We start from the raw sequence: 21,280 nt of genomic DNA, 5'->3' as shown, positions 1-21,280 counted from the left end.
AGAGTTTTTTGAATTTCATTGTCGGATATATATGAGGTTCTGCCGGTTTTATTCTAGTAGCCATTTGTTGTGCTGAATAGTTTTGTTGTTTTAAATAACTATTACACGATGAAAAACAAAAAAACAATTATTACCAGCTTAAGAATACTCACAATAGGAGTGATTTTTTCCATTTTTATGGGATGTCAACAGGATGAACTATTGGAAGAAGATAGTATTCTTCAAACAGAAGAAGGAGTTAGTGTACAACAAGAATTTGAAGGGAAATTAATTTCAAACGATGAGCTGATGAAAGATGGAAATACCACAGCGATTCAGCGAATCAACAAAAAGTTCAATACGTATGAAGTTTATGCTTTTGATTTCTCCGCATTATCAGATTATGTCAACTCAAAACAACAATCAGTTTTTGTATTAAAACTCAATTCGAACAAATGGGAAATCACCTTGGAACCTACAAACTTAATTTCTCCAAAATACCGTTCTATAATCCATACTCAGAACGGAATCATGGAAGGGGGAAAAGCCAAAAATGTATATTACAAAGGATTTACTTCTGATGGTGGTAGTGTTCGATTAAATCTGGATCAAAATAAATTGAATGGATTTATCGAGACTAAAAGTGGAGAATTCTTTATCGAAAATTTGTCTAATCTCACAGGTAAAATGTCTCAAAACAAGCTCTTAGTGTATCAAAAAGCTGATTTAAATACTAAAGCGTTTGAAGATGATGTTTGTGGAGGAGCAAAGAGCATTGCCGAAGACATGGAGAATTATGTGGATGATATGGTTAATACTAAGAATTCTTCTATTGTCAATGGAGTTTTGGAGATATCTACTTTTGCATTATTTGATAGATATAAAAATTCAGACAGTAATGTAAATAAGACGAATTCTAAAATACTAGAACTTCTTAATTTATCTCAAAAGAACTACGATCAATTCGGAATAGAATTTAATGTTGTAGAACAACAAGTTTCAACCTGCTCATCCTGCGATCCTTTTAGTTTTTCAACATCAATGGAACCTAGTAAGCTGTTAAACTCATTTAGATTATGGGCCCGATCTGGTTTTCAAGAAAACCACGATATTGGTCTTTTGTTTACTCATAACAATATTAAAAGGGGTAATATTTTTAACCGTAGAACAACTTTTGGGGTTGCTTATATAAATGGTATTTGCAGTTCTTCATCAAAATATGCTTGGATTTCTCAGAGATGGACAAAGGATAAAACCAGAGAAGTGCTCTCTCATGAAATCGGACACCTTTTTGGATCTGGTCATCAAAAGGGAAGAAATATTATGAGATCTAGCCCTCTGGTAATTCCATCAAAGGATTGGACAAAAAAAACAAAAGATTACATTAGAAATAATTCATGTTATTAACACTTAGATATTCTAATCTAAATTTTAAAAATAAAGCTAACCATAGAACCAAAGGTTAGCTTTATTTGCTGTTTTGGAGCATATGTTAAATACGAGAAGAATTAGCCATATACCAATATCATATTCTAGCCGGAAATTTTCATTCTTTTGTCGGTTTTGTAATAGTAGAATAGTGAGTGATCCTCTAATTTTATAGATACGTATAACATACTGAAACCAACAACATAAAGGGATTACACATGAAGCAGCTTTATAACAGTATTATTTTGGTTTTTGCTATAGTTTTTATATCCGGTTGCGCGAGTTATACTCCAAAAACCAATGATCTAACTGCAATTTTAGCAAAAACAAATGAAGCGATTACTCAACTAGAGAAGAAGATATCAACTTCAACAGACCAGGAATTGATCAATGCGTATAATCGATTGAATCAAAAACATCAGGAATTATTTCCATTATTAGAAAAATGCAATGAAAAATATGCGCTTACTACAGAATACCTATCAACACTTCGAGCAACACAAAAGATTTTGGCGAATATGGATAAGAATTTTGATCAGGTAACTGACAAAAGATTTATGCTGAATGCCATTTTTCAGGATTATGATGCCAAATTACAAACCATTAAGAATACCGCCCAGAATGATGCAACTACCAAAATTAAGGTAGTGGTTAGCTCAGGGAATGAAGAGGGTTTTTTCGTGTTTGGAAAGTTATCTTTCGAAAAAGAACAGGAAATTAAGCGTTTCCGTTTTAATCAGCCCACTCAGAATGCATCCCAGGATTTTGTCCCGGGATATTATTTGTTTTGGTTAGAGAAAGACAACCGCATAAGTGAACCAGAATTACATTTAATCATGAGTAATAATGGTGAAGAAGAGAAAACATTGGTTCTAGCAACTCCAAAAGAATAAGTTCATGTTAGTTTCAAAATTAAAAGAGGTTTGGAAAGAAATCACTCTGCTTAGCACCTGGATAGTTTCTATAACTGGTGCTTTTATCATACCATTACCCTCTTGGTATGCGACGGATGAGAATACTTCTTTTTTTGTGAAGTTTGGAGTGTTCATTGCAACAGTGCTCGCAGGATTTTTGATTTTATATTCCTTAAGAAATAAGGTGATAAGAACCTGGATGCGCCTTTCTGTAGAGTTTATAATTCTCTTTGTTGGGGTATACGCTACCTATCATTATGCTAGAGAAACCAAAACATTGCCATATCTGGAGAAAGATATTGTTATAGGGAATGAGTTTATAAATAATAATCCTTTTGATGCATTTGAAGTAGCTCATGGATTTTTACCCGCCAGAAACGAAAGAATGATGATTGTTTTGGGGGATCCCGAAAAAGCCTGGACCAAAGAAAGTATCACATCTAATAGAATACAACTTATTATTCTTTTATTTCTGTGTTATCTGTTTTCTGCAGGTTTTATCATTTCCTTTTGCAATTTGATCATTTTGTACAAAGAAAAATACCAAACAGAAGAGCAAAATGATTCAAAGTTGGCTTCCTATGAAAGGTGATAACATTCTGTTGAATTTTTAATAAATAAATCGAGCCTTTGTTATAAGGTGTTTAAAATGATACAACTTCTCTCGGATTTAACATTTATTACAGATTGGATTAAAAAAATGATGAGTAGTTTTATGGGAATTTAATAAACCTAAAACCACTAACTCCTGTAACCGTCATTTTTTGATGAATTTTTTTAGAGTTTCTTGTCTATTTGAAAAACTGATACCCGCAAAAAAAACTAGTATTTACCTAGTTCTTGCAGCCCTTTTTGGTTTGTGGTCTACATCCTCTTTTGCAAAACTTCAAAAAATAGATAGTCTTTTACATCAATTAAATGTACATGAAAAAGAAGATATCCAAAAAGTAGATCTATTAAATACGATTGGCTACGAATATTGGATTATGGATGCCAACGAGTCCATCAATTTTGGTACAAAAGCATTACAATTATCCCAACAGCTTAATTATAGAAATGGTGAAGCCCGAGCGAATCGGGTTGTGGGAGTTGCCTATTGGGCACAAGGAGATCTCAACATGGCGCTGCAATATTTGAATGCATCTCACAAGATATATCAGGAAATTGAGGATAAGACAGGTCTTGCCAATACAAGACTCAATATAGGGATGGTATACGCAGATCTCAAGGAGTATAAAAAAGCCAAGTATTACTATAAACAGGCGATTAATGAGTTTACAGCATTGGGATTAAAGAGTAGAATTGCAACCACTTTTACAAAAATCGGAACGATGCTCGTAGAGCAAGGACAAGATACAGAGGCCTTACGATACCTTACTGATGCGCTGCAAATGCATACCGATTCTAATTTTACCTATGGTATTGCAGAGGCGCATGGTAAATTGGGAATGTTATATCTTCATAAAAATGAAATTGAGCAGGCGTACTATCATGTCAAAAGATCAATGGAGTTAGGAAGTATAGTGAGTGATACTGATGGTTTGACCAATAACTTGATTCTTCATGGAAAAATTTTGAGATTATCAGGTCGATTGGAAGAATCGGCTGCAGAATTAAACAAAGGACTACAATTGGCCAAAGAAAATGGTTTAAAAAAGTATGAACTATTGGCTTACGAAGAATTAAAAGAACTAAAAAAACAACATGGTAACCCCGAAGAAGTCTATGAATTTTATGAACAATATATCATTCTCAGGGATTCTCTCTTTAATTTGGAGAAATCAAAACAAATAGCCTACATGGAGTTCGAAAATGAGCTGGAGAAAAGAGATAAGGCTCTGGAAAGTTTAAAGGCGCAAGAAAAGAAAGATCGATTGATTCAATATTTATTGCTAATGGGGACATTCATATTAGCAATAGGAGGGACTTTTATTTTTGTGATCTATAAACAACGCGCTCAAAAAAGTAAACAACTGGTCACAAAAAATCAGGAACTTCTGGAATCTGCTTTTGAACTGAGCCAGAAAAAACTGGAAAATGCAGAGTTAAAACAGCAAGAGCTCAAACAACAATTAGATTTCAAAAACAAAGAACTGAGTTCGTATACGCTTAACTTCATCAAAAAGAATGAAATTGTACAGCAAATTCAACAAACCATACAGCACATTAGAAAATCGTCTTCGGTAGAAAAAAATAAATTAATTGCTGATCTTAATAAAATCGTTAAGAAAAATATGAGTATCGATAAGGATTGGGAGGATTTTAGCCGATTTTTTGAAGATGCACATCAGGGTTTTTACACCCAGTTAAAGTCAACGCATCCGGATTTAAGTACCAATGATTTAAAAATTTGTTCGCTGATACGATTGAATCTCAATGTGAAGGAGATGGCTAGTATTTTGGGCATCTCTCCAGATAGTGCGCGAACTGCAAGATATCGTCTTCGGAAAAAAATGAAACTCACTCCAGAACAAGAAATCCTATCGTATTTGATTCAATTAGAAAACGAAAAAGTAGTGTAATCATAAACTTTTGAGGCACATGTCTTAATTCAAAGTTCTGATTTACAGTACTTTGTTTTTTTTATGTCTACATAATGTACCCCATTTTTTAACAATTTTTAGGATTTCGTATACATATTGTGCATACCACTAATAAGATTTTAGACTTTTCTTTCTCTAGTTTTACAATGCATGAATTAACGATACATGATGATGAAACCTAAAACAGCATATGCCAAGAGTGGAGATATCAATATAGCCTATCAGGTTTTTGGTTCCGGATCGGTGGATCTGGTTTATATTCCCGGATGGGTATCCAATATCGATTTGATGTGGTCTTGCCCAGAATTGGTAAATTTTTTTGAGGAACTCGGCAAGTTTGCAAGAGTAATCTTGTTTGATAAAAGAGGAACTGGACTTTCGGATAGAGTGGTAGATTTTGCAACACTCGAAGAACGAATGGAGGATATCACAGTGGTAATGGATGCTGTAGGATCAGAACAAGCGATACTCTTTGGTCATTCTGAAGGAGGTAGTGTCTCGGCATTGTTTAGTGCAACTTATCCAGAACGTGTGATTTCGTTGATCACTTTCGGGATTTTCGCAAAACGGAGATATGCTGAGGATTATCCCTGGGCACCTACGGATCAAGAACGGCAACAGGTTTATGATATGATCGAGAGCAATTGGGGAAGCGGAGAAATGAATCTGGAGTCCCTAGCACCTTCAAAAGCTGATGAACCCGTTTTTATGGAGTGGTTGGCTAATTATTTTCGTTCGGGAGCAAGTCCTAGAGCAGCCATGGTGTTGACCAAAATGAATACTCAGGTAGATATTGTAGATATTTTAAGTTCTATAAAAGTACCTACCTTGTTACTACAAAGAACCGATGATATTGATGTAAAAATTGAAGAAGGGGCATTTATTGCAGAACACATTCCAGGGGCGAAGTTTGTGGAACTCGAAGGAAATGATCATTTGTTTTGGGTAGGAAACACAGATATTGTTTTGGAAGAGATGAAGAGCTTTATCCTGAATATCGAACCAGAACCAGTATATGAAAAAAAGTTGTATACGGTGATGATCGGTCATCTGGAGGTTTCTGAAGATAATAAGTTACATCAGCAACTCATCTGTAAATGTGTTAATCAACACCAGGGACAAATAGCCTCCTACACATCACAAACATTTACCGCTACTTTTGAAGGCCCTAGCAAAGCAGTGCACTGTAGTACCGATCTGGTACATCTAATGCAAGAACACAATGCAAAGCTGTCGTTAGGTATTGATATCAAAGAATGCTATATAAGGCATTGTATCTGTGAAGAAACCGAAGGTTTTGCCGCGACGATATTCAAAGATCCTATGCCTAACCAGATCATAGTAACACAAACGGTAAAAAACCTGTTGATCGGCACCAATGTGAGTTTCACTCCATATAAGTCTGTCTTCAAAACCGAATCTGGTCAATCACTATTGTTATTTACAATTGCCGAAAAACCAAAATCTAACACCTCACAATATAAGGTAGATCAGGATAAGATACATGCAAACGATTCTTTTTTGGGTAAAGTACTTCAAAACATTGATCATCATATGAGTAATGAAAAGTTTGGGGTAGAAATGCTTTGTCAGGAGATTGGGATTAGTGAACGACAGTTACAGCGAAAACTAAAATCCATTACCAATAAATCACCAAATAAACTCATTAGTTCTGTACGTCTCAATCGGGCTAAGGAACTGCTTCTTAAGCAACAACATAGTATTGCCGAAATTGCTTTTCAGGCTGGTTTTACAAACCCTTCCTATTTTTCAAAATGTTTTAAAAAAGAATTCGCGATCAAACCTTCAGACCTTATTCGACCGTGATCCGTTTTTCTCCTTTTACCAGCGATTCAGAAGTATGGTGTATTCCAGAATTCAACGGCTTATAGTGCTCTTTTTGGTGTGCTTTAGTTATTGATGGTCAGATTTATAGCATAGTGTCGGGATAATTAAATTCCTGATATGATGATGTCGGAAAAAAGATAGTTTTTGGCCGATTTGTATTAGTCTAGATAGGAGTTAATTACGAAATTTGATCTCATGCAAATCAATAAAAAAATCTAACACATACTATGAGCAATATGTAGTAGGTTGTCTTTTGAAAGTGTAAAAAAGAATGTAGATATATCTTGGATGATGTGGATAATCTTACATAACACATTCGAAAAAAAGAGAGGTATTACCAAGGGATAATACCTACATGATTTAAATTGGTCACGGCTGTTATTGGGGGATAACAGCCGTTTTACTATTCTTGATTACAAATTGCTTTTTAGTGAACACAAAAAGGGTTATAGTTAATTGTTGATGTATCTTGATTATTGATTGTTATTTCATTGAAATAACAATCAATAGCAATCCATTAATACTTGATTTTTTTGTTGAAAATGAGATAGCGATACGCCGAGTTGAGTTTCTGAGATCTCTTCTAATACGGCAATGACTTCTTTTTGCATCGCAACAGAACCACAAATCATAATAATACCGTTATTGTTTAACACAGACGAAACCAATTGAGATTGTTTTTGTAGGACATCCTGAACATATTCTTTGTCCTTTTCTTCTTGAGAATAGGCGAAATAATGCTTAGATTTCCGACTTCTGGCAATAAAATCAGCATACATAGTTATAGAATCCTGGGTGCGTCCTCCCCAAAACAAATGATGGTTTGCTTTGGAGTGGTGATCAAGCATTCCTAAAAACGGGGCAATACCCGTCCCATTCGAAATCATGATAACATCTTTATTTCGTTCAGGATAATGAAAATCTGGATTTGGTTGTATAATAGCTTCTACCTGCTCATTAGGATGTAACTGACTCAAATAATTTGAGCAAACTCCAAATTCATGTTTTTTTACGGATAGGAGAATGTCTCCATCTATTTTGGCAATAGAATACAAACGTTCTATGGAGTCTTCCTTGGGATAAAACGCCAACAGGTCGCCAGATTCGAAAAGAACCTTGCTTTGCAAACGAAGTCGTAGCAAAAAGGTATCATCACTATTGAGTTCGGTTCTATTGATTACCGTGAACTGATCGAGTTGTATCTTTTTGTTTTCAGGAGGAGTTTTAACTTCAAGCGGTATTTGGGTTTGTTGACTCCAATCAGATACCCAGTTTTTAAAAGCGGTAAAGGATTGATTATTGATTTTGTAGGGATCTAAAATTGGCTCGAACTTCGAATTTGTTTGAAGCAGTTGATCTATATCGGTGGCATATTTACAGAAATCTGGATAGGCAAGAGAACCCAAACCTACTACAGCATATTGTAATGGGTGAATCGGGGTAAGCGTATTGAATAATTGGGTAAATTTTTTGGCATTAGTTGGAGGCTCACCCACGCCATAGGTTGCTGTAAAAATAATGAGGTGTTTCGCCTTTTTATAAAGACTATACTTATTTAATTCTGAAACAAAAACGGTCTTTCCGCTTGCTGATAACGCATTTGCAAAAAGATTTGCGAATTTAAAAGTGCTTCCCGTCTCCGAGCCTACTAATATGATGTATTCTGATTCATCTTTGGAGTATCTTAAATTCGAATTCATCAGATTTTTTCGTCTTTTTAATGTCATGGCAAAACCAGAGTACATAAAGAAGAGGATAGAACATGATGATAACAACAAAATGATAGACCAAAGTACATTTCCTTGTCCGGTATGCAAAATAGAACTCCAGGAAGAAACAAAAGCAACAAAAGGATAGGATTGTTGACTAATAATAGCTCCAGTAAATTGATTCACGATAACTTCTTTGTCCGATAGTTTTAGCAAGAAATAATCTTCTTCGGCTTCAGAAAATGGGAATTCTACAGCTCTTACATTTTTCAATTGCGTGGTTTTGAAAATTTCAAAATCCTGAATAGTCAATTTTGGAGAAGCTGTAAAAGAAACATCCTCTATTTGGTGAGAAATTTTGGGTTTTGGCAATACTGAAAACCGTTCCAAAGACAAGTACACTCCGGTAATAGCAACAATAAGAACTGGAATAAGAAAAAGCCTTCCAAAAACGATATGATAATACTGAGAAAAATATTCCTTTTCGATTTTGCCAAAAAACTTTCGGATACCTCCTTGCCTTTTAAGAATCAATAGTATACCTGTTATCGCAATAATAATTAATAGAAAGGATATTAACCCAACAAAAAAACGTCCGATACTTTTCAAGAATAAGGAACGATGTAGATTGGTAGCAAACTTAAAAATGGCAGCTTTTTCTGTTGGAGTACCCAATTTTTTTCCGGTTAAAGGGTTGATGTATATGGTTTCGCTCTTCCCTTCATAAGTAATTACAGATGCTAGCAGAGCATCATTAGCATCAATTTCAAAACTGATAACCTCTTCGTAGTTTTCTTTTAGAGTGGTTATGGTTTCAGAGAGTGTAAGTGTTTTACTTTCTTCTATTGCATACGAATGAATGGAATCTGAAATGGGTTCGAAAGCCAAAATAATTCCGGTAATAGAAGCAATACCCAAAAAAAGCGAAGAAGATATAGCCAACACAAGGTGGCTATATCTCCAGATTGAAATGGTCATATGGCTCTAATAATTATTGTGGAAGCATACGCACGTATCGTATAAATCCTTTTCCTTCAATTTTACTCTTAATGGTTTCGGAGGTGAGTTCAAATTGAATATCGTCTTTGTAATACTCCTGATCTTCAACAGCAGTTTCAAAACGAATTTTATATCCGGTATCAATCTTATCATTCTCAATTTCAATAACACTGATAGCACGTTCACCACCGCTTATGGTAGCACCGGTAATAGCATCGATGTCTGGGCGTCTTTTCCCATAAAAACTCCACCACTCGGGGATGTCGTGGTACCATTCTTCATCCTCACCCTGTACATGAAGTGTTTTTTTATAATTTCCATCTGCATCCAGCAAAGAAATAACAACATAGGCACCTTCTCCTGTATAGTTAACCATCTGGATGAGACATTTGTATTTAGTGCTCTCTGTAGTGGTTTTAAAACTAGAAAAAGCAAAAATGATAATCATCAAAAATGAACAAAGACCGAAAAAAAGTTTGTTCCTCATTGTATTCTATTATTTAAGTAAATTCAACACTAAAGTATTCTCTTGCAATAACTCATTTTCGCGAGCCAAGTCTAAGGCAGATTCCTCGAAATCAGTTTTTATAGATTTGTCTGCACCGATAGACAATAAGTAGGTAAGAATTTTATCATCTTTTGAGGTCATTGCGGCTTTATGCAAAGCAGTAATTCCATCCTTGTTTTTAGCATTGACATCAATGTCTAACGCATTGACTTTTTTTAATAAGTCGATGTTCTTTTTGTCTAGTGCAAGATGAAACAGCGTATTTCCGTTTCCTTGGCCTTTGGTCAATACCAAACCTTTTTTGGTTAATATTTCCATCTTACGGTCAAAGTCATCTTGTTTTTTGGGATTATAAGAATTGATCAAGTAGTAGGCAAGGGTATTTCCTTTTTGGTCCGTAATCGATACATTCGCTCCTTTATCCATCAAAAACTGAACAATTTCGTTTGAATTTCGTTCTATAGCATAGGTCAATACCGATTTTCCTTTACCATCTTGTGCATTGATAGTTATCCCCTTATCTATAAAATAATTTAAGATCTCTTTGTCCTTGCTTTTGGCTGCAAGAATATGCAAAGGGGTTACCCCATTTTTGTCGGTTACATTTGGTGAGACTCCTAAATTCTCGAGATAGGTATAGACTTCTATGGTATTTGCATGTCCGCGAGTAGCTTGACTTGCAAAAAGCATCGCATTTCCGTTTTCTTTATTTAGTCCTTTGAAAGTAACTCCTTTTCTGATCAGATAGTCTAATAATTTGGTATTTCCTTTTTTGGAAGCGTAGTTAAAAATCCCATTCCCAGAATTATCGGTGCTATGCAAATCGATTCCTTTAGCTGTAAAATAGTCGATGAGGGAATAATCAGTAATGAAAGGAGCTACTAACAATAAAGCACTAGCGCCGTCATTATTCTTTTCCTGATCAATACGAGCTCCATGTTGAATACAGAAATCGTAAAGATTGGTGTTAAGTTGTCCGGTAACGGCTGCAAAATTGGCCAGTGAATATCCATGACTATCGATAATATCAGTTTTTGCTCCTTTGTCTACCAAAAACTGCATCATCTCCAGATTGTTCTTGTAAGCGGCCCAAAATATGTAGGTTCTCCCATCGTGGGTAAGTTTATTAACATCATTCCCTTGTTTTGAAAGAAGGTGTTTTATCGTGGAATTATCTACTTTTTCAATCAAAGCCCAGGATACCGCATCAAAATAGTGTTGGTTTAATTCGGCAATATCATTTCCTTCTTTAATTTTTTGCTCAATTTCGGCAATACTAGGGTTGGTTTTCCAGTAAGCACGATTCAAAAAAACATTGGCATCTTGTGCCAATGCTATTCCTGCTACAAAGAACAGGGTTATACAAAGCATTCTTTTCATCTGCTCGTTTTATTTGATAACTATTATTTTTTTACAAAAGATTCGATCACCTTGGCGATATCATTTTCTTGGGTATAATCTTCAGAGAATAAGTGCTTGTACAACGCTTTGTTATCTACTTTTGCTTCTAAGGATAAGTTTGCATTTCGGCCAAATACTTCATCCCATTTATTTCGAACCAAAGCCCATTTTCCTTGATGTTCTTTCCACCAATCGGCTGCAGCTTGGCATTTACTATCATCCACTTTTACGTAGGTGTTATATCCTTTTTCTTTGGCTAATAGCATGTCTTTTTTTCCGTTTTCTCTTACGATTTTCTCATTATCCTGATCATGCACCCAACCATTGTCAGTAATCTCATGTCGGTTACCTCTGATCATTAAATTATAATCACTTCTAGTTGTTTTTTCACGTCTTGGCAGTGGTGCTGGGGTAGTATTTTCCCAGAAGCTTTTTCCATCTACATGTACCCAAGTGGCAGAACCTTCGTATCTGGGGCTATCATCTACTTGATATACTTTTTGGGTCCATTGCCCCTTTACACTAGGCTTGGATTTGGTTTCATACAACCAATTATTGTTGCTGTCGAATGTATAAAAATTAGTGTTTTCGAATAGCCAATCTTGTCTCCAGTGTTTTACGATATGAGGTTTTGATGGGTTTCCTACTTGCAAAATGTGTTGAATAGATACTTTGTCCTTTTCATCGACCACTAGCTGTGCCCATTCTAAGCCTTTATCCGTTTTGGACTTGGATCCTTTATATAATGAGTCTTTGCTGTATTGAAAAGTTTCTGCAAAGTTAAAAGTCACTTCAAAACAACCACACATACTCTTGATGGCGTTAAGATCTTTTGTCTTTTTGTTTTGTGCATTAAGCGAAAAGGTAATTATGATTCCAAATGCAATAGAAGTTATTGTTTTCATTGTTAGATGTTTTGATAAAATTTTTTCCAAAATTACTTAAATTTATTTAGAATAAATAAAAATAACGAATATATTTGCGCATTATTAAGAATGATTATAAATAGTAATAATGGGTAAAGAATTGTATATGAGCGTGTTAATTGTTTTTGTTTTTGCAAAAACATTTTCACAGGAAATTGTAACAGATACCACAAGAGTTACCGAAATGGATGAAGTTGTCCTTACTGCGACACGAACCGCACGGCAACTTTCTTCTTTACCTCTTCCTGTCACTCTGATAGGTAAAAAAAACATTATTCAATCAGGAACCATACGTTTAGATGAAATCCTAAATGAGCAAACGGGTATTATCACCGTTGCGGACGAAAGTGGTTTTGAAGGAGTTCAGATTCAAGGGATAGCTTCAGATTACATACTGATTCTAATAGATGGAGTGCCTTTAGTAGGTAGAAGTGCTGGTAATTTTGATATTAGTCGACTTACAGTAGGAAATATAAAGCAAATAGAGGTAGTAAAAGGCCCGTCTAGCAGCCTCTATGGGTCCGAAGCATTAGGAGGAGTGATCAATATTATTACCGAAAAACCTAAAACCGAAACTTTGTCTGGGAGTGCTTCGTATCGTATAGGAAGCTTCATGCAGCAGGATATCAATTTGGATATTAAACAAAGGGTTAAAAATTTCAGGTATGGAATTTTTGCCAATAGATTTTCAAGCGATGGGTATGACCTTAATTCTGATGTTGATGGGCAAACCGTAAATCCTTTTGAGAACTATACGTTGAATGCCAGGATTTACAACGATTTTTCGGATAAACTATCATTATTTGCTTCTGCACGATATTATAATCAAAATCAGGAGGCTGGTTTTACACTAGATGATACCAGTTTTGAAGGAGATAGCGAAGAAGAAGAATGGAATGCTCATCTGCGATTTGATCATGATTTCAATACCAAACTCGATTTGGAATATGAGTTGTATTACACCAATTATACAGCTACAGAGAGATTGGTAGACCCCATATCCGATGATGTGTTGACGGATAGTAATTTTGATCAAAGACTTCTTAGACCAGAAATAAGGGGAACATATATCTTCAAAAATGAAAGTAAACTGACCACTGGTTTTGGATTTCAGTATGACGAATTGGATCGTACATTTTTTGATGAAACCGTTGACTTTACTTCTCAATATGGGTATGTACAATACGATACAGATCTTTTTGAAAAAGTAAACCTGATTGCAGGAGCTCGATTTGATAATCATTCTGAGTATAGCAACCAGTTAAGTCCCAAATTAGCGCTTCGATATAAGATTACTGATCGCATCGCGGCAAAAGCTTCTGTAGGTTATGGATTTAAAGCGCCGGACTTTAGACAATTGTATTTCGATTTTACGAATTCTGCTGTAGGATATACAGTATTGGGGTATAATGTGGCGGTAGATAAGCTCAATGAACTTGTTGACCAAGGGCAAATCATAGAGGTAGTTGTACCCGTAGACGAATTACAAGATCCTTTGGAAGCCGAAAGTTCGATAGGATATAACCTAGGAGCTACTTATAAAGCACCTAAATGGAATGCCGAGGTAAATCTGTTTCGAAACGACTTTCAGAATTTAATTGATACCAGAATCATAGCTAGAAAAACCAATGGTCAAAATGTATTTAGTTACGTAAACTTTGATGAGATATACACCACAGGTGTAGAAGCTAATTTGGGGTATACCTTCAGAGATTTTCTTACGATTAATGCAGGGTACCAATTATTATACGCCTTTGATAAAACAAAAGAAGATCAGGTAAATAGAGGAGAGGTTTTTGCTCGTGACCCAGAAACGAACCAGACCATACTTGTAGAAAGATCCGAATATTTTGGGTTGGTCAATCGATCTCGACATAATGTAAATTTCAAGGTATTTTGTGATATCCCTTCGATCGATACCAACATCAATCTTAGACTTATTTACCGAAGCAAATATGCACTTTTTGATACCAATGGTAATGGACTTATCGATGATTATGATACAAGTTTTGTAGACGGTTTTGTGACAACTAATGTGTCTGCTACCAAAACCTTTTTCAAAAACTTCGACTTGCAAATAGGAGCCAATAATCTCTTTGATTATACCGATGCTGCTATTCCAACACTTCCGGGAATACAATTGTACTCTCGACTTAACTATAATTTTTAAAATTTAAAACACGATCAAAATGAAAAAAGTAATTTTAGCACTCACCATTTTTAGTTTCTTCTTTGTCGCCTGCGATAGTGATGATGATAATGGGTCGGTTGTAGAGCCTATACAATCTAAACAATTTGTAAATCTTTTTGCCCCTTCTACTGGGCAACCCGGACAAGAAGCGGGACCGTTTACCAAATTTGATTTCGAAACAGGAGAGGTAACCACCAGCGAAACAGATTGGGACATCGCTTTCAGGGCAACTACGATAGCTGTAAATGGCGGAGTAGTAACCGGAACTGTTGATGAACCTGTGCGTAACGGCGAAGCAAGTGCGACTATCGTAAACGGAACATTTGCAAGTGTTACTACGGCAGAGGGACTTACCTTTGGTCAGGATACAGACGGTGGTTTTGCGATACCAACAGGAAGCGATAACGGATGGTATAATTATAACTTTATGACCAATTTGGTAACTCCAATCCCAGGTAAGGTACTAGTATTTAAGACCAGAAATGGAAACTATGCTAAGATTGAAATCTTAAGCTATTACAAAGATCAGGACAATACTCAAGATTCAAGATATTATACATTCAATTATATCTATAATCCAAATACGGGAGATACTTCTTTCGAGTAGTAAAAACCACTAATCCTGCTTGACAAAAACGTAAGACTTCAATAGAAGTGTTTTTTATTTTATGATCCATTGTAAAATTATTTTTGCTGCAGATAGATTGAGAGTAAAATAGAAATATGTAACCGGCTTACTTTAGTTAAGTTATTGTTTTTGTCACTTTTTGTGGCAGGCCCCCTTTGCGCCATCAAAGGGGGCTTTTATTTTTAATCAATCTAACTATAAATCAATGAAATACATCTGTTTATATTGTTTCTACATACTAGTATTCCTAATTTTATAGGAAACTTAAAACCCTTTAAAAATGGCTATTCGATTAGGAAATACTTGCGCAAATTGTGAAAATTTGTTAGACAAAAATGTATGTGCCATCCATAAAGTTATGGTAAGCAGAATTTATACTTGTGATAGTTTTAAAATGCAGGAAGCTTTAAAGGATAATAGAAATTGTGTGACATGTGTTCGTTATGAAGAAAGTGGTTGCGCAAATCCGGAAAAAGCAGCTCCAGGAATGCTTTGTTCGCACTGGGCTCCGCAAAACGCACAGGCGTAAAATTGAACTATCAAGGTAATTTGTAGTTGGTTTTGTTTGTATGTTCTTTTACAGAGAATTTACAAACAAAACTGATTTCATAAATTCTTGTATATTTAGATCCTAATTACAATTAATTTGATTCAGGATGAATCTTGAATCAAAAACTTAGATTTTCCACATTCATCAAATATTTTGGGTACAGATTAAACCTTTTCTAGGTTTAGTAGTCTTACATCTACGGACAACCACAAAACCCAAAATATGACTATAAACAAACTACTTGGTATTACTGTATTTTTAATACTAATCTCCTGTTCTGGGGATGATAATAATGTAGATGTTCCGGATGACGGAACAGAATCTTCTGTGCTTCAACAAATCTTTGGAGATAATATCGATTTAAGCAATCTATATAATTATGCCAATCAAGACATTCCTGTTTATATTACAAAGGACAATACAGATACCAATGTGATTACAGATGCAAAAGCTACATTAGGTAGAGTTTTATTCTATGATAAAAATTTATCTGTAGATAATACTATCGCTTGTGCTAGTTGTCATCAACAAGCTTTTGCTTTTGGGGATAATGCTAATGTTAGTACAGGAGTGAATGGAGTTACAGGAAGACATAGTATGCGTTTAATCAACTCTCGATTTGCAAGAGAAACCCGTTTCTTTTGGGATGAAAGAGCAAATACACTGGAAGAGCAAACTACACAACCTATACAAGATCATGCCGAAATGGGATTTAGTGGGCAAGATGGGGCACCGGATTTGTCTGATTTATTAGTAAAGTTAGCCGATTTGGAGTATTATCAAGAACTGTTTGAGTTTGCCTATGGAAATACAACAATTACCGAAGAACGTCTGCAAGAAAGTTTAGCCCAGTTTATACGTAGTATTCAATCGTTTGATGCTAAATATGATATTGGGAGAGCACAAGTGCAAAACGATAATCAACCCTTTCCTAATTTTACAGATCAAGAAAACCTAGGGAAGACCTTGTTTTTTACACCACCCAATCAAAACGGTGCAGGTTGTATTACTTGTCATGGAGCTCCTGAGTTCGATATTGATCCTATGAGCTTAAATAATGGGGTTATCGGGGTATTTGGAGATCCTACTGCCACCGATCTTATAGTTACCAGAGCTCCAACATTGAGAGATATCTTTAACTATCAAGGAGTCTTGAATGGAGCCTTAATGCACGATGCCAGTGCTGTAACGATGGTAGCGGCTATAGAGCACTACAATGAAATAGATGCTACAGGCAATACAAATTTGGATAATCGATTAAGAGGTGGGCCAGGAGCAAATGGTCAAAACCTGAATCTAACCCAAGCCGATATTCTGGCGTTAGAGGCTTTTATAAAAACCTTATCCGGAACCAATGTATATACAGATACAAAATGGAGTGATCCTTTTGTGAATTAATGACACCTTCCATTTCTTGTTAACAACATAATAGTATAAAAAAAAGCTACCTAAATCTTTAGGTGGCTTTTTTATATAGGTAGAATTCAAGAAATATTAAAATGTTGATAATCATGAGTTAATGTGGGATGTGTTTTTTCATTTCGATGATGTTTCGAATAATCCACGTCTTTTTTTATCCAAAATTCGTCATCAATCTTTGATGAGGTGCATGTAGTTTTGTAAAGCTTATTTAGATTAAATAAAATTAAAAAAATGCTCCTCGACACACAAACAACAGTTACAATCAAGGGTGGTATCGATCAATTATTTGATTCGAAATCCAAGTATACCTACGAAGAATACATTCATAAAGCTACGCAACACATCAAATCCTTTTTGGATAGAGATCAATTTTATAGCGGTGATTCTCAAAGTGATTTTGAATCAAAATCTGACCTAGTAGCTATAGACGAAAACGCGAATTTATCTATAGACGAGGCGTTACAGGAGATTAAAACACTTTTTCTAGATCATACCATTGCTTTTCATCACCCCAATTATGTAGCTCATCTCAATTGCCCCGTATTATTGCCAGCATTGGTAGGAGATTTGATAGCCTCGTCGGTGAACACTGCTGTAGAAACCTGGGATCAGAGCACTTCAGCTACTTTTATTGAACAAGAAATGATTCGATGGATTTGTGATGCAATGAAACTTCCCAAGACCGCAGATGGAGTGTTTACCAGTGGTGGTACACAATCCAATTTTATGGCGTTACTGCTTGCCAGAGACGACTATGCATTCAAACACTTTGGACTTAACCTTAAAGAAAACGGATGGTCAGGAGAGGTATCTAAATTTCGATTCTTTTGTTCAGAAAAAGCACATTTCAGTATTCAGAAGAATGCAGCATTGTTAGGGATGGGGTATCATTCTGTCATTCCAGTGGCAACAGATGATACGATGAAAATGAAGCCCGACGCTTTGGTACAGGCAATAGAAAAGGAGAAACAATTAGGGAATCTTCCAATTGGGATAGTAGCAACCGCAGGGACAACAGATTTTGGGAGTTTTGATCCTATACAAACCATATCCAAAATTGCCAAGGAGTACGGTATCTGGTTTCATGTAGATGGAGCCTATGGTGGTAGTTATGTCCTAACCGAAACGCATCAACATCTTCTTAAAGGTATCGAACAAGCAGATTCTGTGACCATAGATTTCCATAAAACCATGTTTCAACCGGTTTGTTCTAGCGCTTTTTTGGTAAAGGACACCAAAAACTTCAAATATGTCTCTTATTATGCGGATTATCTTAATCCGTTGGAACATAGAAATGAAGATTACCCAAATCTTATTGAAAAATCCATACAAACAACCCGCAGGTTTGATGCCTTAAAATTATGGTTCACCTTAAAGATGACGGGGGCAAAGACCATTGGTTCTTTCTTGGAGAAAGTGCATTATCTGGCATTAGATCTATACCATAGCCTTAAGGATGACCCATGTTTCGAATTGGTGCATAAACCAGAACTCAGCACCTTGGTATTTCGTTATGTTGCTGGCCAAGAAAATATCGATGCAGTAAACCTGTATATAAAAAATACCCTTTTTAAGTCGGGTCAAGCCTCTGTGGCAAGTACAAAATTTAATGGAAATACCTACCTGAAATTTACCTTACTCAATCCCAAAAGTACCATTGATGATTTGTTAAGTATCATCGAAATGATTAAAGAAACCGCGAAAACCTATAAAAACTACAATTAAAATGGATACCACAATACAGCAAGAAAATATATATGACTTTGTAGCCATAGGCGTAGGCCCTATGAATTTGGGATTAGCCTGTTTAACCGCACCGATAGCCGAGCTAGAAGGCGTCTTTTTGGATAAAAGAGCATCTTTTGATTGGCATCGGGGAATGATGCTAGAGGGAACTACCCTTCAGATTCCTTTTATGGCAGATTTGGTCACTCTTGCAGATCCAACAAGTCCTTTTAGTTTTCTAAACTATTTAAAGGAAAAAGGACGTATTTACTCCTTTTACATTAGGGAAAACTTTTTGGTATTACGAGAAGAGTATAACAGATATTGCCAATGGGTAGTACAACAGTTGTCGAATATTCATTTTCAAACTGAAGTCACTAACGTTAGCTACGATTCAGAAAAAGAATATTATACCGTTTTTGCCTATTGTGGCAAAACTGCAGAACATAAGGTATATAAAACCAAAAAACTGGTTTTAGGAACAGGAACCAGTCCCTATATTCCTGATACTTGTAAAGGATTGCAGGACCATGCAGCTCATTCTTCGACTTATCTTTCAGTAAAAGAAGAATTACAATCCAAAAAATCAATCACCGTTGTTGGAAGCGGACAGAGTGCTGCAGAGATCTTCTATGACCTATTACAAGAGGTAGATAGCAAAGGTTATGCATTGAATTGGATAACACGATCCAACCGATTTTTTCCTTTAGAGTATTCCAAACTAACTTTAGAAATGACCTCTCCCGAATATGTGGATTATTTTTACAATCTTCCTTCGGCAAAGCGAGATCACTTGATTAAAAATCAAAAGCACTTATACAAAGGGATTAATCAAGATCTGATTGGAGATATTTTTGATCTTATTTACACCAAACAACTGTCTAATACCGTAAAGATCAACCTCCGTACAAATTCTGAGCTTAAACAAGCTACCTACGATGACGCTTTAGATAGATTTTATATAGAATTTCATCAAATAGAAGAGGACAAGCACTATCAGCATCAAACTGATGTATTGATACTGGCTACAGGTTATGGCTATAGAAAACCAGAATTTGTTGAGGGGATCAAGGATCGAATTCGATGGGATGAAAAAGGGAGATATCAAGTACATCGTAATTATGCTATAGATCATTTGGGCAAGGATATTTTTGTACAAAATGCAGAACTACATACCCATGGATTTGTGACTCCGGATCTGGGGATGGCGTGCTATCGTAATTCATACATCATCAAGGAACTTACAGGAACAGATTATTACCCTATCGAAAGACGAATTGCTTTTCAGCAGTTTGGGGTGAATGCGGAAGAAGAGGTCCAAAACAAAGAATGGGTAGAATGAAGAGGTTCCTAATCGTAATGACTTTGGTAGCCGTGGTAAGCGATTATCTGTTGCATCCTTTTTATCCTCAGTTTTTTGAAGTTCGCTTCGGAATCACGGATCCCGATAAAGTGGGATATTATTTTGCAGCTATTTGTTTTATGGTAATGTTATCTTTTCCTTTTTGGGCGCTTATTGCCAAGAAGGTGGCAGAACTCCATATTTTGGTATATACGCAATGCATTGCAGGAATATTGGCTCTATGCTGCTATAGTACAACTTCGTATATCAATTTTTGGATCATTTCATTAATCATGATCTTGTTTAAAGGGAGTTATTTGTTGGTATATCCGTGTATCCTAAAAATTAGCACAAAAAATGAACACCCCAAAACCATTGCGTTACTTTCTGTAGTGGTGCATTTGGGAGGTGTTTTGGGTGCAGTGATAGGTGGAGTAACCGTCGATTTTATTGATGCTAGTTATATTTTTATCATTATGGCTCTTGGTGATTTTGTACAAATGGGGATGAGCGCCTATTTGCTAAAAACCAAGAAGTATGTGGCTTCCAAGAATATTGAGGAACCAACAAAAAACAACATCCCTGATAAACTCTTTCCAAAAGGATTTGTGCTCAAAATAGGCGTTACCACATTGGTACTTTATGCCAGTGGATTTATTACAAGGCCTTTTTTTTCGTCGTATTGGGAGTATGTGTCGATTTATGATAGTAAGCTTGTATCGGGTAGTATCTATGCTATACCTGCTGTAGTAGCGCTTCTAGTGCTCTGGTGGGATGCAATCAAAAAGAAAAAAACCAATAGCGGAATCATAATTCCTTTATGCATCGGGATTGTTGGTTTATGGATACAGGGAGTTCCTGTGTCAGGAATTGTCATACTAGGTAGAATACTATATGGCTGGGCTGTCTTTCGGGCTATTGTACGTTTTGATGTATTACTTTTTGAACACAGTACTCCAGAAAGTTATGCGCTGGATTATAGTAAAGTCCATTTTTTTCAAAATCTGGGTGTCCTGATGGCTTCTTTTTCTGTAGGAATTTTGGTAGATCATTATGGATTGCAAATACCCTTTACCATTGCCTGGATTGGTTTTGCGGTCACCTTAGGTTTGTTCCTAATCTTTTTCAAAACAACAATCAAAAAAATAATTCTGAAAACTACCTGAT

16 protein-coding genes are annotated in these 21,280 nt (G+C 35.7%); 12 read left to right on the top strand and 4 right to left on the bottom strand.

Features of this window, described 5'->3' with window-relative positions:
* Positions 1-108: 108 nt before the first annotated feature.
* From BUE24_RS18310 to BUE24_RS18290, 5 genes are all read left to right on the top strand, one after another.
* On the top strand, positions 109-1,386 hold the full coding sequence (locus BUE24_RS18310; protein WP_073319214.1) for a zinc-dependent metalloprotease family protein: 1,278 nt from the start codon (positions 109-111) through the stop codon (positions 1,384-1,386).
* Between the two features lie 239 nt (positions 1,387-1,625).
* Complete coding sequence (locus BUE24_RS18305; protein WP_073319211.1) at positions 1,626-2,300, top strand: hypothetical protein; 675 nt, start codon at positions 1,626-1,628, stop codon at positions 2,298-2,300.
* 4 nt (positions 2,301-2,304) lie between these two features.
* The gene (locus tag BUE24_RS18300; RefSeq protein WP_073319208.1) at positions 2,305-2,913 is read left to right on the top strand and encodes a hypothetical protein; all 609 of its coding nucleotides are present in this window, start codon (positions 2,305-2,307) and stop codon (positions 2,911-2,913) included.
* Positions 2,914-3,088: 175 nt separating this feature from the next.
* Entirely contained in the window at positions 3,089-4,843 is a 1,755-nt protein-coding gene (locus tag BUE24_RS18295) for a tetratricopeptide repeat protein (RefSeq protein WP_073319206.1), read from the top strand.
* 186 nt (positions 4,844-5,029) lie between these two features.
* Positions 5,030-6,691: an alpha/beta fold hydrolase gene (locus BUE24_RS18290; protein ID WP_073319203.1), complete on the top strand. Its 1,662-nt coding sequence runs from the start codon at positions 5,030-5,032 to the stop codon at positions 6,689-6,691.
* A 524-nt stretch (positions 6,692-7,215) separates the two neighbouring features.
* Here the strand turns inward: BUE24_RS18290 and BUE24_RS18285 are convergent.
* The 4 genes from BUE24_RS18285 to BUE24_RS18270 are packed head-to-tail and all read right to left on the bottom strand — an operon-like array spanning position 7,216 to position 12,234.
* Entirely contained in the window at positions 7,216-9,399 is a 2,184-nt protein-coding gene (locus BUE24_RS18285) for a PepSY domain-containing protein (protein ID WP_084549606.1), read from the bottom strand.
* Between the two features lie 13 nt (positions 9,400-9,412).
* A complete protein-coding gene (locus tag BUE24_RS18280) occupies positions 9,413-9,907 on the bottom strand; it encodes a DUF2271 domain-containing protein (RefSeq protein WP_073319200.1) in 495 nt (164 codons plus the stop codon).
* 9 nt (positions 9,908-9,916) lie between these two features.
* Positions 9,917-11,308: an ankyrin repeat domain-containing protein gene (locus BUE24_RS18275; RefSeq protein ID WP_073319197.1), complete on the bottom strand. Its 1,392-nt coding sequence runs from the start codon at positions 11,306-11,308 to the stop codon at positions 9,917-9,919.
* 23 nt (positions 11,309-11,331) lie between these two features.
* Complete coding sequence (locus BUE24_RS18270; RefSeq protein WP_073319194.1) at positions 11,332-12,234, bottom strand: DUF6607 family protein; 903 nt, start codon at positions 12,232-12,234, stop codon at positions 11,332-11,334.
* A gap of 127 nt (positions 12,235-12,361) precedes the next feature.
* Here BUE24_RS18270 and BUE24_RS18265 point away from each other — a divergent pair, with 127 nt between their 5' ends.
* From BUE24_RS18265 to BUE24_RS18235, 7 genes are all read left to right on the top strand, one after another.
* Positions 12,362-14,425 (top strand): TonB-dependent receptor plug domain-containing protein, encoded by a 2,064-nt coding sequence (locus BUE24_RS18265; RefSeq protein WP_244548179.1) that lies wholly within the window; start codon positions 12,362-12,364, stop codon positions 14,423-14,425.
* A gap of 19 nt (positions 14,426-14,444) precedes the next feature.
* A complete protein-coding gene (locus BUE24_RS18260) occupies positions 14,445-15,053 on the top strand; it encodes an HmuY family protein (protein WP_073319188.1) in 609 nt (202 codons plus the stop codon).
* A 301-nt stretch (positions 15,054-15,354) separates the two neighbouring features.
* Positions 15,355-15,603 carry a hypothetical protein gene (locus BUE24_RS18255; RefSeq protein WP_073319185.1) on the top strand — a complete coding sequence of 83 codons (249 nt, stop codon included), beginning with the start codon at positions 15,355-15,357 and terminating at the stop codon, positions 15,601-15,603.
* Between the two features lie 243 nt (positions 15,604-15,846).
* A complete protein-coding gene (locus BUE24_RS18250; protein WP_073319182.1) occupies positions 15,847-17,022 on the top strand; it encodes a cytochrome-c peroxidase in 1,176 nt (391 codons plus the stop codon).
* Between the two features lie 255 nt (positions 17,023-17,277).
* Positions 17,278-18,771, top strand: a complete 1,494-nt coding sequence (locus BUE24_RS18245) for a pyridoxal phosphate-dependent decarboxylase family protein (RefSeq protein ID WP_073319179.1) — start codon at positions 17,278-17,280, stop codon at positions 18,769-18,771.
* Between the two features lies 1 nt (position 18,772).
* Entirely contained in the window at positions 18,773-20,113 is a 1,341-nt protein-coding gene (locus tag BUE24_RS18240; RefSeq protein WP_073319176.1) for a lysine N(6)-hydroxylase/L-ornithine N(5)-oxygenase family protein, read from the top strand.
* Positions 20,110-21,279, top strand: coding sequence for an MFS transporter (locus BUE24_RS18235; protein WP_244548178.1), 1,170 nt, complete (start codon positions 20,110-20,112; stop codon positions 21,277-21,279). The genes BUE24_RS18240 and BUE24_RS18235 overlap by 4 nt, the downstream gene beginning before the upstream one ends.
* Position 21,280 lies beyond the last annotated feature (1 nt).

Source organism: Aquimarina spongiae, assembly GCF_900141785.1.
Taxonomy (GTDB): Bacteria; Bacteroidota; Bacteroidia; order Flavobacteriales; family Flavobacteriaceae; genus Aquimarina; species Aquimarina spongiae.
This window is presented reverse-complemented; position numbering and strand designations above follow the sequence as displayed.